This window comes from Nocardia sp. NPDC060249 (assembly GCF_042728755.1).
Classification (GTDB): domain Bacteria; phylum Actinomycetota; class Actinomycetes; order Mycobacteriales; family Mycobacteriaceae; genus Nocardia.
Map to the genome: position 1 here is coordinate 874,976 of NZ_JBHXAQ010000001.1, position 14,525 is coordinate 889,500.

13 protein-coding genes are annotated in these 14,525 nt (G+C 67.4%); 4 read left to right on the plus strand and 9 right to left on the minus strand.

The window, feature by feature from the left end; all coding sequences use genetic code 11:
- Positions 1–5 precede the first annotated feature (5 nt).
- Both ACFWFP_RS03860 and glsA read right to left on the minus strand, forming a co-directional pair.
- Positions 6–677, minus strand: a complete 672-nt coding sequence (locus ACFWFP_RS03860; RefSeq protein WP_379292977.1) for an SIMPL domain-containing protein — start codon at positions 675–677, stop codon at positions 6–8.
- 73 nt (positions 678–750) lie between these two features.
- Positions 751–2,559: a glutaminase A gene (gene glsA, locus ACFWFP_RS03865; RefSeq protein WP_379293755.1), complete on the minus strand. Its 1,809-nt coding sequence runs from the start codon at positions 2,557–2,559 to the stop codon at positions 751–753.
- Positions 2,560–2,876: 317 nt separating this feature from the next.
- Between glsA and dxs the strand changes: the two genes are divergently transcribed.
- Positions 2,877–4,775, plus strand: coding sequence for a 1-deoxy-D-xylulose-5-phosphate synthase (gene dxs, locus ACFWFP_RS03870; protein WP_379292978.1), 1,899 nt, complete (start codon positions 2,877–2,879; stop codon positions 4,773–4,775).
- A 91-nt stretch (positions 4,776–4,866) separates the two neighbouring features.
- Here the strand turns inward: dxs and ACFWFP_RS03875 are convergent, their stop codons facing one another.
- From ACFWFP_RS03875 to ACFWFP_RS03885, 3 genes are all read right to left on the minus strand, one after another.
- The gene (locus ACFWFP_RS03875) at positions 4,867–5,706 is read right to left on the minus strand and encodes a class I SAM-dependent methyltransferase (RefSeq protein WP_379293756.1); all 840 of its coding nucleotides are present in this window, start codon (positions 5,704–5,706) and stop codon (positions 4,867–4,869) included.
- Between the two features lie 133 nt (positions 5,707–5,839).
- Entirely contained in the window at positions 5,840–6,517 is a 678-nt protein-coding gene (locus tag ACFWFP_RS03880; RefSeq protein ID WP_379292979.1) for a response regulator, read from the minus strand.
- Entirely contained in the window at positions 6,514–8,244 is a 1,731-nt protein-coding gene (locus tag ACFWFP_RS03885; RefSeq protein WP_379292980.1) for an ATP-binding protein, read from the minus strand. The genes ACFWFP_RS03880 and ACFWFP_RS03885 overlap by 4 nt, the downstream gene beginning before the upstream one ends.
- Before the next feature lie 166 nt (positions 8,245–8,410).
- On the opposite strand from ACFWFP_RS03885, the gene ACFWFP_RS03890 reads away from it, so the two are divergent.
- Genes ACFWFP_RS03890 through ACFWFP_RS03900 form a run of 3 tightly spaced genes read left to right on the plus strand, consistent with a single transcriptional unit; the run spans position 8,411 to position 11,150 of the window.
- The gene (locus ACFWFP_RS03890; protein ID WP_379292981.1) at positions 8,411–9,217 is read left to right on the plus strand and encodes an ABC transporter ATP-binding protein; all 807 of its coding nucleotides are present in this window, start codon (positions 8,411–8,413) and stop codon (positions 9,215–9,217) included.
- Positions 9,207–10,094, plus strand: coding sequence for an ABC transporter permease (locus ACFWFP_RS03895; RefSeq protein ID WP_379292983.1), 888 nt, complete (start codon positions 9,207–9,209; stop codon positions 10,092–10,094). Before ACFWFP_RS03890 ends, ACFWFP_RS03895 begins: the two co-directional genes overlap by 11 nt.
- 3 nt (positions 10,095–10,097) lie before the next feature.
- Positions 10,098–11,150: an ABC transporter substrate-binding protein gene (locus ACFWFP_RS03900; RefSeq protein WP_379292984.1), complete on the plus strand. Its 1,053-nt coding sequence runs from the start codon at positions 10,098–10,100 to the stop codon at positions 11,148–11,150.
- Between the two features lie 45 nt (positions 11,151–11,195).
- Here ACFWFP_RS03900 and ACFWFP_RS03905 read toward each other — a convergent pair whose 3' ends face one another.
- The 4 genes from ACFWFP_RS03905 to ACFWFP_RS03920 all read right to left on the minus strand — a co-directional run bounded on the left by ACFWFP_RS03905 (position 11,196) and on the right by ACFWFP_RS03920 (position 14,222).
- Entirely contained in the window at positions 11,196–11,960 is a 765-nt protein-coding gene (locus ACFWFP_RS03905; protein WP_379292985.1) for an ESX secretion-associated protein EspG, read from the minus strand.
- Positions 11,957–13,126: a hypothetical protein gene (locus ACFWFP_RS03910; protein WP_379292986.1), complete on the minus strand. Its 1,170-nt coding sequence runs from the start codon at positions 13,124–13,126 to the stop codon at positions 11,957–11,959. The genes ACFWFP_RS03905 and ACFWFP_RS03910 overlap by 4 nt, the downstream gene beginning before the upstream one ends.
- Positions 13,127–13,245: 119 nt before the next feature.
- Entirely contained in the window at positions 13,246–13,641 is a 396-nt protein-coding gene (locus ACFWFP_RS03915; protein WP_379292987.1) for a hypothetical protein, read from the minus strand.
- 23 nt (positions 13,642–13,664) lie between these two features.
- Complete coding sequence (locus ACFWFP_RS03920; protein WP_379292988.1) at positions 13,665–14,222, minus strand: DUF3558 domain-containing protein; 558 nt, start codon at positions 14,220–14,222, stop codon at positions 13,665–13,667.
- Positions 14,223–14,525: the final 303 nt, after the last annotated feature.

A 14,525-nucleotide genomic window follows, 5' to 3' on the forward strand; every position in this document is an offset into this window, starting at 1 on the left:
GCTGCCTAGTCGAGGGCCCAGGTCACGCGGACGCTCGCTCCGACTTCGGTTTCGCCGGGGACCACGGGAACCGGGGAGCTCGCTCGGGCCATCAGCATGGGGGAGGAGTCCATCTCCGCGCTGATGTCGTAGGCGCGGGAGGTCTGGGGCGAGATGTCCTCGGTGATCTGCAGGACGGCGCCCAGGGTCACTCCGGCGCGGGTCGCGTACTGCTCGGCTTTCGCCTTCGCGTCGTCGTAGGCCGTGTCGCGGGCTTGCTCGAGCAGAGGGGCCGGGTCGGCGATGCCCCGGGTGAGGCCGCCGAGGCGGACATCGTCGCCGCCCGCGTTCACCGCGGCGGCGACCGTGTCGGCGGGGTCGGCGCCGGTGTTTTCGCGCAGCGACACACTGAGGCCGGTGGAGGCCAGGTAGCCGGCGATCTCGTTGCGCCCGTTGTCGGTGTAGACGGTCTCGGTGCGCACGCTCAGGCCGCTGGTCGCCATGTCCGCGTCACTCACCCCGGCGGCTCGCAGCGCCGCGACGACCGCGCTCACCCGGTCACCGGCCCGCCCGTAGGCCCCGGCGACGGTGTCGGCGCGCGATTCCACCGACAGCGTCAACCGGATCAGATCGGGGACCGCGCGGACCACGCCGCGCCCGAAGGTGGTCGTGCTCGCCTGCCAGGACTTCTTGCTCACCGCGGTACTCCTGTCGGTCGAAGGCTGCTGTGCTGCTCAACGTCTCGCGTCCGGACCGAGTTCCGCCGTACGGTCAGTAGTTCTCGGCGTTGCCCGCGATGGTTCGGACGGTGGCTTCCATCTGCGCGTACGCCCCCGCCGCGAGCCGTTGCAGCAGGGCGAGCTTCAGGTGCGGGCGCTGCTCGGCGAGCTCGTCGAACACGGCCGCGCTCATCACCGCCACCCGCAGCCCGGTCTCGGCGACGATGTCGTTGACGAACTTCTCACCGGTCAACATCGGGATCTCGCCGAACGACATCCCCGACGACAAGGTCACCAACCGGTGCACCCGCCCGTCGGTGCCCGCGAACGTGGCCCGCACCCGCCCGGCGAGAATCAGATACAGCCCGGACCGTGGCTCGCCGCGCTCGGCGATCACCTCACCGCGGGCGAAGGTGCGGGTGACGAAATCCGCGCACAGCCGGTCGCGGTCGGCGGCGGCGAGCCCCACCAGCAGCGGATGCTCGTCGAGGTCGATCGAGGTGGCGGCGCGCGTTCCCGGCGGCCGATGCCGGTCGAGCACGATGTCCTCACACCATTCGGTCGCGGTGTCGCGATCGACGAACACCCGCCCGCGCGGATCGTCCGGATCCAGACTCGACACCTCGTGACCGAGCTTGGCGTCGGGATCGACCAGCGCCACCCGGCTGCCCCGGCGCACCAGCTCCGCCTGCAACTGCTCGACCATGCCGCGCGCCACCTGGCTCACCTCACCGACCCGGCGCAGGTCGATCACCAGCGCGTCGAGTTCGTCGGCATTGCCCTCGATCGCGCGCACCGCCCGCTCGGCACCGGCGAACAACAGGTCGCCGTGCAGCTCGTAGACCCGCGCACGGTCACCGTGGGCGGCCAGCAACTCGGCGTCCTCGGGGGTGCGGCGCAGCCGCGACGGCAGCTGCGCCACCGAGTAGTCGGCGCGGATCGCGGTGCGCGCCGATCGGGTCACGTGACAGAAGTGCAGTTCGAGCCGCCGCGACAGCTCCCGGCACGCCGCGACCCCGCGCACACTGTTGCCCTGCCCGTCCAGCCGCGGCGAATACACCGAGATCCCGAGCTGACCGGGCAGCACCGCGATGATCCCGCCGCCGACCCCGCTCTTGGCGGGCAGTCCGACCGTGGTCACCCAGTCACCGGCGGCGTTGTACATGCCGCAGGTGGTCATCACACTCAGCACCCGTTCGGTCAGCGCGGTCGACAGCGCCCGTTCGTGGGTCTTCGGGTTGACCCCGTTGTCGGCGAGCGTCGCCGCCATCACGGCCAGATCGGCGCAGGTGATCTCGATCGAGCACTGCCGGAAGTACCGGTCGACCACGTCGTCCGGGTCGACGTCGATGATGCCGACCGAGCGCAACATGTACCCGATCGCCCGATTGCGGTATCCCGTGCGGGCTTCGGATTCGTAGACCGACTCGTTCATCGTCAGCTCGCGCCCGGCGAAGCGGGAGTAGCAGCGCCGGACCCGTTCGAACTTGTCGGCGGCGTCGCGGCCGTCGATCAGCGAGGCCGCGGTGATGGCCCCGGAATTGATCATCGGATTGCTCGGGCGCTGGGTGTCGGGTTCGAGGCTGATCTCGTTGAACGGCTCGCCCGACGGCTCCACATCGATGTGCTCGGCCACCCCGTCGAGCCCGCGATCGGCCAGCGCGAGCGCGTAGGTGAACGGCTTGGAGATGGACTGGATGGTGAACCCGATATCGGTGTCGCCGACCTGATAGACGAGCCCGTCGGCGGTCGCCAGGCACAGCCCGAACGAATCCGGTGCGACGGCGGCGAGCTCGGGGATGTAGTCGGCGGGTGCGCCGGAGAGGTCGTCGCGGCAGGCCGCGTACACCTCGTCGAGCATGCCCGCCACCACACCGGGGTCGATCGTGCGCGTCGCGCCGTGCGGTCGGATCACAGCGTCACTGTAGGGCGGTGAGCTGGTGGCCAGGTCCTGGACGCGCGGGGCAGATTGTCCTCACAGCCCGGAACTCGGTGAGGTAAGCCTTGGTCGAACCCGATTTCCGCCCGCGTGTCCTGTTCACCGGGCCTGCGGCGGTATCGTCGTCGCGACCGTAGACCTCGCCGTGCCCATGCTGGGAAGGGCCCGCGAGCCTGTGCCCGTCACGCGGGCAAATACACTGGGCTGATCACAATGTAGTCCGGAGGGAGCGAGTTCAGGTGGGAGTGCTGTCGCGGGTGGATTCACCCGAAGATCTGCGCCGGCTGAGCGTGCCGCAGCTGCGGGAGCTGGCGGACGAGATCCGCGAGTTCCTGGTGCAGAAGGTCGCCGCCACCGGAGGCCATCTCGGCCCCAATCTCGGGGTGGTCGAGCTGACCATCGCCGTACACCGGATCTTCGATTCGCCGGCCGATCCGTTGATCTTCGACACCGGCCATCAGGCTTATGTGCACAAGATCCTCACCGGCCGCAAGGACCGCTTCGACTCGCTGCGCAGCCGCGACGGTCTGTCGGGCTACCCGAGCCGCGCCGAGAGCGAACACGACTGGGTCGAGTCCTCGCACGCGTCGGCGGCGCTGTCCTACGCCGACGGCCTCGCGAAGGCGTTCGCGCTCACCGAGCAGGACCGCACCCCGGTCGCGATCGTCGGCGACGGCGCGCTCACCGGCGGCATGTGCTGGGAGGCGCTCAACAACATCGCGGGTGCGCCCGATCGCCCGGTGGTGGTGGTGGTCAACGACAACGGTCGTTCGTATGCCCCCACGATCGGTGGACTCGCCGACCGTCTCACCGCCCTGCGCACCCAGCCCGCCTACGAGCACGCGCTCGACGCCGGGAAACGCATCCTGAAAAGCATTCCGGCCGTGGGGGATTCGGCGTATTCGATGGTCCACGCGCTCAAGGCCGGGATCAAAGACGCGGTGAGCCCGCAGGAACTGTTCTCCGATCTGGGCATGAAGTACGTCGGCCCGGTCGACGGCCACGATCTCGTCGCGCTCGAGGCTGCGATGCGGCGCGCCAAGGACTTCGGTGGTCCGGTCGTGGTGCACGTGGTCACCCGCAAGGGCAACGGCTACGAGCACGCCGAGAACCACGTCGCCGACCAGATGCACGCCTGCGACCCGATCGACCCGCTCACCGGCCGCCCGCTGGCGGGCAAGAAGGCCAAGGGCTGGACCGCGGTGTTCTCCGAGGAGCTCATCGAACACGGTGCGCGCCGTGCCGACATCGTCGCCATCACCGCCGCCATGCCGGGCCCCACGGGCCTGGCCGCGTTCGGTGAACGCTTCCCCGAGCGCATGTTCGACGTCGGCATCGCCGAACAGCACGGCATGGCCTCGGCGGCCGGTCTGGCGCTGGGTGGCATGCACCCGGTGATCGCCATCTACGCCACCTTCCTCAACCGCGCGTTCGACCAGCTCCTGATGGACGTGGCGCTGCTGAAGCAGCCGGTCACGGTCGTGCTGGATCGCGCGGGCGTCACCGGCCCCGACGGCGCCAGTCACAACGGCATGTGGGACTTCTCGCTGCTGGGCATCATCCCCGGCATCCGCGTCGCCGCCCCGCGCGACGGTGCCACGCTGCGGGAGGAACTGGCCGAAGCGCTCGCTGTGTCGGACGGTCCGACCGTGCTGCGATTCCCGAAAGGCAGTGTCGCCGAAGACATCACGGCCGTGGAACGGCTCGACGGGCTGGATGTGCTGCGACTGGCCGTGCCCGGTGCGGGTTCCGCGCAGTCCCAGCACGGTGACGTCCTGATCGTCGCCGTCGGCCCCTTCGCCGGCACCGCGATGAAGGTCGCCGAACTGCTCGAGCCCCAGGGCGTTTCGGTCACCGTCGTCGACCCGCGCTGGGTCATCCCGGTGTCCGACACGTTGGTCAAGCTCGCGGAGAACTATCGCCTCGTCGTCACCGTGGAAGACGGTGGCCTGCACGGCGGCATCGGCTCCACCGTCTCCGCCCGCCTGCGTGACGCGGGCCTGGACGTCCCCACTCGCGATCTCGGCGTACCCCAGCAATTCCTGGACCACGCCTCCCGCAACGAGATCCTCGAAGAGCTCGGCCTCACCCCCGACGCCATCGCCCAGCGGATCGGCGGCTGGCTGCAGTCACGCTGATCAGAGCCGGACAACGCCCGCCGCGTGTCGGGCGTCGTCCGCCTCGGTGGTGCCTGCGCTCGCTGCCCGAGACTTCGCGGCTCGACAGTGCCTAGTGGCGAGGCCGGCGGGCGATGACAGCGAAATTCAACGGGATGCGCGGTGCGCCGTCGGGCAGCGTCCACCCCTGCTCGCAGGGCACGAGATCGGAGAACGCGGGCCAGTCCATGTAGGGCAGCTCCGTCAGCGCCTCGATGACGAGCCCGGCCCCGAGCAGCGCTCCGACGATCTCCCCCAGATCGTGGCGCCACTCGTGATTAGCGGTGTGCGCGATCTGCCCCTCGGATTCCTCGGTGTAGGTACCCGAGTCCGAGTAGCTCCGAGCACCGCCCCCGCCGAGGTAGTCGTCGTCGATCTCCCACGGTTCGTACTGCATCGCACCCAGAATCGGATGGTCGTCGCGGATCACGAACACCCCACCCGGTTCGAGCAGGTCATGGATCGACCGCGCCCACGCGGTGAGCTCCGGCAGCCAGACGATGGTGCCCGCGCTGGTCACGATGGTGTCGAAGCGCCGGTCGAGCAGCGCCGAGGCGAATCGCGCGTCCCCTTCGACCCAGGTGATCTCGCGACCGTCGGCCGCGGCGATCCGCGCGGCGTGGCGCAGCGAGTTCGGTGACAGATCCAGTCCGTGTACCTCGATCGCACCCAACCGCGCCCAGGACACGGTGTCCGTGCCGATGTGGCACTGCAGGTGCAGCAGGGACCGCCCCCGGATGCCGGATTCCGGAAGGTGTGGGGCCAGTACCGCGAGGTCGTTGCGCACCACCGAGGAGATGTCGTCCGGGTCGGCCAGAAAGGCGTCGACGTCGTACATCCGCGAACGCGCGTGCACGTCGGCCCGATCGTCCCAATTCGCGCGGTTGGCGGCGATCGCTTCGGCTTCGAGCACGGCATGACCTTTCGACGGCGGTGTGATGGCGAGGATCAACGCTAGTTGCCGGGTCACCGTCGGGTCGACTGATTTTGTGCGCCGGACCGCTCGGCACCCGGCGGGGTCTCGGTGCCGACGTGGGTCATGCCGCTCACCGCGTGCGGCGGGTAGGGGAGTACTCCTGTTCGGGGCGGCCGGTGGTGCCGTAGCGCAGTTGCATGCGTAGATCGCCGGTGGTGACGAGAGCGGCGAGGTAGCGCTGGGCGGTGGCCCGCGAGATTCCGATGGCGGTGGCGACCTCGCCCGCCGACATCGGGGCGGTGGCCCCGTGCACCGCTCGGAGGACGAGTTCCCGGGTGGGGGAGGCGGTGGCGGATCCCCGGTCCGGGGTGGCCGGGAGGGGTCGCAGCGCTTCGAACGCCGCGTCGACCTCGCGTGCGCTCACCTCGGGGACGGCGAGGATTCTGCGGTAACGGGCGTAGCCGGCCAGGCGGGCGGCGAGGACGGTGTGATCGAACGGTTTCACCAGATACGCCAACGCTCCCGCCGTCGCGGCGGCCCGGACCGTGGTCGATTCGGTGGCAGCGGTGAGCATCATGGCGTCGCAGTGCAACTCGCGCACCAGATCGATGCCCGAACCATCCGGCAGATAGACGTCGACCAGGGCGAGATCGATGGCGGTCGTGGCGAGTGCCTGACGGGCGGCGGCGACGGTGTTGACGACCGCGCCGACAGCGAATCCGGGGAGCGCGCCGACGATTCCGGCATGCATGTTCGCCACCCGGAAGTCGTCGTCGACCACGAGCACGGTGAAATCGGGCCGGTTCACGACACTTCTCCCTCGCTGAGCACGCCGGGTAGGCGCGCGATGAACTCCGCCCCACGCAGTTCCCCACCGGCCTCGCCGGCCGAGGCCAACCACACATCGCCATCGAGCGCCCGAGCGACCTGCCGCGACAACGCCAACCCCACCCCGCGACCGCCGGGGACCCCGCCATCGTGTTTCGTCGAAACCCCGTCGGCGAACAGCGAATCCACCAATTCCGGTCCGATTCCCGGGCCGCTGTCGGCGACGGTGATGTGCAGCGTGGATCCCTCCTGCACCAACTCGACCTCGACGAGCGCACGGGCCCGCGCGCCGGGCCCGTCGGCCGCGGAATCCTCGCGGAGGTGTGCGTCGAACTCGGCGTTCACGCCAGGCCCGACGGCGCGCACAGCATCGATCGCATTGTCGAGCAGATTGCCCAGCACTGTCGTCACATCCACCGGCGCAACGAGATTCGCGTCCACCCAGGTGCTCGGCCCCAGCCGCAACGACACCCCGTTCTCCCTGGCATGAGCGGCCTTGGCGGCGAGAAACGCTTGCAGATACGGATCGCGTACCGCCTCGATCCCCGGCATCGCGGCGCCGAGCGGCCCCGACCCGAGCAGCTCGTCGATGTATCGGGCGGCCTCGCCGGGTCGATCACCGTGCAGCAACCCACTGAGCAGATGCAACCGATTGGCGAACTCGTGCCGCTGCGCCCGCAACACCGTGCTCATCGACCGCACCGCGTCCAACTGCCGGGTCAGCGACTCCACATCGGTCCGATCGCGCACATCGAGCACCGCCCCCAGCGCGCGTCCCTCCCGGGTGACCGTCCTGGCGGTGACCACGACGATCCGGTCGCCGACCGCCGCCTGCACCGGCTGCCCGTCGGCGGCGCGAAACGCCTCGAGCACACGCGGCGTGAGCCCGATCGAATCCACGGGACGTCCACTCTCCCCATCGATTCCGAGCAAGGCGCGCGCCTCGTCATTGATCACCGTCGTGTGCCACCTGGCATCGACAGCGACCACCCCCACGCCGATCCCGTGCAGCACCACATCCTGCTCGCGCACCAATTCGGCCAGCTCGGCGGGCTGCAAGCCCAGGGTCAACCCGTGCCACCGTCGCGCCAGCAACACCGACCCCGCGATCCCCGTGAACAGTGCGCCCAACACCAAGACGGCGGCCCGGCGCAGGTCGCTCACCAGCTGATCGCTCACCGCCTCGGTGGAGATCCCGACACTCACCTCGCCCACCACCCGATCCGAACCGGGTTCGCGCACCGGCACTTTCGCCCGTACCGAGTCGCCGAGCGTGCCGTGCTCGCGAATCACCACCTCGCGCCCTGCCAGCGCCTGCGAGGGGTCGGTGCTCACCTTCTGGCCCAGTCGTGCCGGGTCGGGATGGGCCAACCGCAATCCCGCGTCATCGGTGATCACCACGAACAGCGCCCCGGTCCGTAGCCGCGCCGCCTCGGCCGTCTGCTCCAGTTCCCCGCTCGCGAGCTCCGCGCGCGGCAACGGCCCCGGCTCCAGCGCCGCGTACCGGGCGACCTCGTCGCGCACCACCGGATCGCTGGCGACTGTGCGCGCGATGGCCAGCGCCCGCTGCCCGTACTCGGCCGAGAGCCGCTGATCGCTCAGGTAGGCGAACACCCCGAACGCCAGCCCCAGGATCAACGCTACCAGCGCGACCTGCAGCAACACGATCTGCGTCCGCAGCCGGACGCCACGGGGGAACAGCCTCACCGGCTCAGTGTAGGCACGCCTGGTGGCTGTGAGCACAATGCGCACAACGTCCGTATCGCCGCTTGCGCTGGTTGTGCGCACAAGCGCGCACCCTGTGACCCACAACACTTATCTTTCGATAGCGGCCGCACATCACACCCAGGCGGCGCCGGACACAGGAGCAGCAATGAGCAATCCACTCATCGAACTCCGGGGCGCGACGAAGCGCTTTCCCGGAACCGACGGTGGCATCCACACCGCGGTGGAGAACATCGACTTCACCGTTGCGCCAGGCGAATTCGTCGCGGTGGTCGGCCCGACCGGCTGTGGTAAGTCCACCACCCTCTCGCTGGTGTCGGGCCTCGAGCCCACCTCGGCGGGGCGCACGCTGGTACACGGCAAGGATGTCGACGGCATTCCCGACGGTATCGGCTACATGTTCCAGCAGGATGCGGTGCTGCCGTGGCGCAGCGTGCTCGACAATGTCGCGCTCGGCCCGCGCTTCCGTGGCGTGTCCAAGGCGCAGGCGAAGGCGAAGGCCGCCGAGTGGGTGCGCATCGTCGGGCTGGCCGGGTTCGAGGACTACTACCCGCACCAGCTCTCCGGCGGCATGCGCAAGCGCGTCGCACTGGCCCAGACTCTGGTGAACGAACCCGAGATCATGCTCATGGACGAGCCGTTCAGCGCGCTCGACGTGCAGACCCGCCAGCTCATGCAGGACGAACTGCTGCGCGTGTGGGCAGGCACCGACGCCGCGGTGATCTTCGTGACCCACGATCTCGAGGAGGCCATCGCGCTGGCCGACCGGGTCGTCGTGATGACCGCGAGCCCCGCGACCGTCTGCGGTGACTTCCGCGTCACCCTCGAACGTCCGCGCAATGTCGAAGAGGTCCGCCTCACCGAGGAATTCCGCGACCTCTACCGGGAAATCTGGGAAACGCTGCGCGATCAGGTCGAGGCGGCTCGCACGAAGGGAGCGACCCGTGTCGCTTGAGACGATGACCAAGACAGCGGCCACCGCGCCGGAGGTCGAAGCCGAATCCGAGGAACAGATCCTCGCCAGGGTCAAGGCGAAGAACCGCAAGTCCACGCTGCGGGTGTGGGGTCTGCGGGTCGCGCTGATCGTGCTGTGGCTGGGCTCGTGGGAGCTGGTCGCCAGCGTCTGGATCGACCCCTTCTTCTACTCCAAGCCCTCCCTGATCTGGGATCGGCTGGTCGAATGGTTCACCGAGGGAACGCAGTTCGGATCGATCTGGCTGCAGATCTTCACCACCGTCCAGGAAGCCGTGCTCGGCTTCGTGATCGGCACCGTGGCCGGCGTCGTCCTGGGCACCCTGCTGGGCCGCAGCCGCTACTGGGCCGACGTGCTCGCCCCGTTCATCAAGGCGCTCAACGCCGTTCCCCGCATCGTGCTGGCCTCGCTGTTCATCATCTGGTTCGGCTTGGGTCTGAGTTCCAAGGTCGCGACCGTGGTGGTGCTGGTGTTCTTCGCCGTGTTCTTCAACGCCTTCACCGGCGCCAGGGAAGTCGACGGCAATGTCATCAACAACGCCCGCATCCTGGGTGCGAGCAAACGCCAGATCCTTGGTTCCATCGTGCTGCCCAGCGCCACGACCTGGATCCTGTCCAGCCTGCACACCGCCTTCGGTTTCGCGCTGATCGGCGCGGTCGTCGGTGAATACGCCGGTGCCAGTAAGGGTTTGGGACTGCTGATCTCCAACGCGCAGGGCACCTTCGACGCGGCAGGCATCTACGCGGGCATGATCATCATCACCGTGGTCGCCCTGATCGCGGAATCGCTCATCGGTTTCGCGGAGGGCCGCCTGCTGAAATGGCGTCCCTCGCAGGCACAGTCGGGTCACGGGGTGTAGGCGATGAGATACCGCAAACCTTTCGCCCTTGCCCTGCTCGCGATCAGTTCGCTGCTGCTGGCCACCGGATGCCGCGATTCGCGGTCGATTCCGATGGCCGACGGCAGGCCCCAGATCACCATCATGGTCGGCGGTCTGGAGAAGGTGATCTACCTGCCCGCGATGCTCGCCCAGCAGCTCGGCGCGTTCGAGGCCAACGACATCGACGTGAAGCTGCTCGGCGAACAGTCCGGCGCCAGCGCCGAAACCGCGCTGCTCACCGGTGACGTCCAGGCCGTGGTCGGTTTCTACGACCACACCATCGACCTACAGGCCAAGGACCAGTGCCTGCAGACCGTCGTCCAGTTCGCCGACGTGCCGGGCGAAGTGGAACTGGTCGCCACGGCCGACGCCGACGTCATCCGCTCGCCCGCCGACTTCCGCGGTCGCAACCTCGGCGTCACCTCGCTCGGCTCGTCGACCGACTTCCTCACCCAGGCGCTGGCCGGGCAGGAGGGTCTGCGCACCTCCGACTACACCCGGGTGAAAGTCGGTGCGGGACAGACCTTCATCGCGGGCATGAACCACGACGGCATCGACGCGGGCATGACCACCGACCCCACCGTGGCGAAGATGGTCCAGTCCGGCGACGCGAAGATCCTCACCGACATGCGCAACGAGGAAGGCACCCGCGCGGCACTCGGCGGCCTGTACCCCGCCTCGTCGCTGTACATGAAGTGCGACACCGTCTCCGCCCACCCGGAGATCGTCCAGAAACTGGCCACCGCCTTCGTCCAGACCCTGCGATGGATCGACACCCACACCCCCGACGAGATCGCCGCGAAGATGCCCTCCCAATACGCGGGCAGCGACCCCGCCCTCTACACGAAATCCATCCGCGACTCGATCGGCATGTTCAACGGCGACGGTCTGATGAAACCCGAAGGCGCCCAGAACGTCCTCCGCATCCTGGGCCAATACTCCCGCAACGTGGCCCCCGTCCGGGACCGCATCGACCTCGAAGCCACCTACACCAACCAATTCGTCGAACAAGCGCACCGAACACCGGCCCAGTGACACCATCGACCCCTGCCGCAACGCACGGCAGGGGTCGATGCCTGTCTATCGGTAGGCGGGTTCGTTGTCTTCGCGATAGATCGCGAGGGCCGATTTCATCAACCGCACCAACGATCCTCGGGCATCGCCGGTATCGCACGGTCGCGCCTCGATCACAGAACCTCGTTCGGTGACCAGGTAGCGCCCATCCGGGAAATCCATCACGTGGAAGCCCTGTCCGGGTTGTGGCCGGTTGTCCGTCGCGGCGCCCGGATAGCCCGCCACGTATACCAGCGTCGACCGGGTCCGCCCGAAGAAATCATCCGCCTTCTGCTGCGGTGTGCGCCGGTCGGCCGCCCACGGATCGTAGGGCGCTTCCTCGTCGAAGTCGTTGCTGTTCAGCGAGAACACGTCCCCGCCTGCCGCCGCCGTCTTCGGCAGCCGGGCAAGGAGCTTGTCGGGCAGTTGCTCGATCTCGAGCATGCTCATCCGAATGTCACCACCCTCGTGGTCGAGCGGCACCCGCTGCTGTTCCACCAGCACGGCCTGCTGCTCCCGCACCGCCGCGAACGACCGCAACTTCTCCCCGTCGCCGTACCCGGCGAGCTCGAATCGCGCTTCCGGCTCGAGCAGAATCCGCAGTGCGGCTTCCAGAGAGTGGTCGAACATCGGCAGAATGCGCTGTGCCTCGTCCTGCCACAGCCGGTCGTAGTCGTCCACGGTCACCGCGTCCGCCTGCGTCTGCAGGGGATAGGGGAGCACGTCGCGATCCGCCGCGCGCCACAGCACCGTGAACCCGAGCGCACTGAACTGCCACTGTCCCTGACTCATGCGCCGATCACCGGCGGTACCGTCTTGGCTCGCTGATCCTCGCTGAGCCCTGTGAGTTCTTCACCGTTTTCCTGATTGATCAGATAGTCCTTCGTTCCGGATTCCTTCTCGTCATCACCCTTCCCGCCCCTTCCGCCTCCGGCACCCATACCGCCCATGCCCGACATTCCGCGGCCCGCACCCCCGGAACCCGCGCCTGCTGCACCGGCACCGGCCTTTCCCGCGGTTGCGCCACCCGGTGTGCCCGGAACGGCCGCTCCTGGAACGCCGGAACCCGGTGTCCCCCCGCCGGGAGAACCTCCACCCGGAGAGCCACCGGTCCCCATCGGAGTCGTCGACGCGGGGGTGGTGCCTGCCGGTGAAGTCGGCGTGGTCGGCACGGTGGACTGCGGTGTCGTCGCCGCGGGCTCGGTGCTCGACGGAGTGGTGTCGTCCCCGGTGTCGTCGTCGGACGGGTCCTCCGTCGTCGGCGTCTCGGTGGTCGGCTGTTCGGTCGTGGGCTGTTCGGTGGTGGGCTGTTGCGTGGTCGACTTCTTGTTGTCGGTGGTGTCGTTCTTGCTGCCGTTGCCGTCGTCCAGCTTCGAGCCGGTATCCAAAGGGTTGTACGGCTGGGGGACGAGCGGGACGTTCGTATCCGCTTCGCCTATCGCCTTGTAGTAGACGCCCCTGACCACTTCCGCCCCTTCGGATTTGGCGGTGTCGGCGTTGTGGCTGTCCATCTTCCATGTCGGCCCGGGAATGTAGCTCGCGATCCCACTGATCGTCGAGCCCTCGTGCGGCTTCACCCGATCCTTGGTGATCTGCATGGCCGACTCGACGAGCTTCACCTTCTCGGCCATCATCTGCGCCGACCCGAGGAGGTTCCCCGACTTCTCGACGTACTCCTGAATCCCCTTACCGGCGCTCGCCGCAGCGTTGCCGGTCCACTTCTCCGAGATCGCCTTCGCGATCTCGGCGTCGTAGGTCTTGAATCCCTCTTCGAGCTTGTTGCGCAGCGTCTCCCAGCGGGTGTGCAGAGTGTTCACATCGCTCATCGACATCGCGGAGACCCGCTCGAACAGGTCCGACAATCCGCTGGGATCCTCGTAGGAGGCGGGGAGAACCTTCGACTTCTGATAGGTGCCGTCGAACGTGGATTCTAGTTGCGTCAGCCGATTCCGTGCCACAGATGCGTCCGGACTCTCATCCGTTGATCGGGTCGGCTTGCTGCCTTCGGCATAATTCTTCAACTGAACGTATTCGCGACCGATCGGTACGGCGCTGAGGACATTGTCCAAGAATGACATTATTGATCACCGCCGGGGATATTGGCGCCCTGCGAAGTCAGTGCTTGTGCTTGGGCTGTTTGCTGGTCTTCGTACTTCTTCACCGAGATCTCGATGGTGTCGCGGATGAGTTCGAGGACTTCGATGTGCTCCTTGAATGCAGTATCGAAGTCTCGTTCGCCGCCAACAGCTTTCATCCCGAGCATTTTCGCGAGTTCGTCGGCGCAGTTGAAGCGACCCAAGCCGGTCACGCTCGACAGCATTCGAAGGTCGGTCTTCAATTGCCCGAACAGCGCAATCTGTTTGTTACTGGCGTCTCGGCAACTCTTGGCTACTGATGCGTCCAAGTACAGTCTTCCTGCCTTGGCCTCTTCGTTGAGAAACTGCCAACGACTCTTTTCCTCGGTCGGAGCCATCGCCGACCCCCCTTCTTTACGCCCTACTTCGGAAGATTTGGGACGACGGCCTCGGCGATTGGACGAATCCGATCGCAGGGGGCTACGCCCTTCGATTTTGAAGTCGTATTTATGATGCCGAATTGCGCAGATCCCGATGACGTCGGAAAAACGAAGTTGCATTCTTCGTCTGCGTCATAGTTGCTTTGCCGGAACTGCACGCCTTGGCGACCGGCGACAGTGACGTCTTTGAATTCGATGTTGTTGGTCTTTGCTCGGACCTCGTCGACAGTATGGACAGTGGTGGCCACGCTTGCGCCATAGCTGGGCGGAAAATTAGCCTCGTCCCACAAACAGATTTTCCATCCAGGTTCTTCGGCCCCCAAGATGCCAGAGCGCTCAGAAGCGACGTCCAGTCCCAACCCAGCCAGGGTCGAATCCGAAATCTGCGAACACGGATCCCACAGAGCCGCTGTCGCCGCCGACAGATCTGCGGACGCACTCGGCTGCGCATTCCCACTCTCGGTAGTGGAACACCCCGCTACTGCAAACACTCCACACAACACCGCGCTCACCACCACAGACCGTCGCCGCACGAGCATCCTCCGTCTTCCCCGATCACCGAGCCACACCGTCCGGCCGAGCCCGCACCAACCCCACGGCCACCCGAATGCTCCCCGCACCCGGCCACCCCGTCGTTGCGCACAGCTTACGACACCACCCCACCCAATTCACATGACCGCCTCCGCCCCATGAAACCTCCACAACTCCACCGAGTTCCGCCCTGCCACAGTTCTGCCAACCCTCGACAACAACCCATGGCAACGCCCGGCGATCGCGAATGACGGTCGAATGTCGATCCTCACCGCCCACCGCATCACACCCGACCGGCACCTGAGATGGCA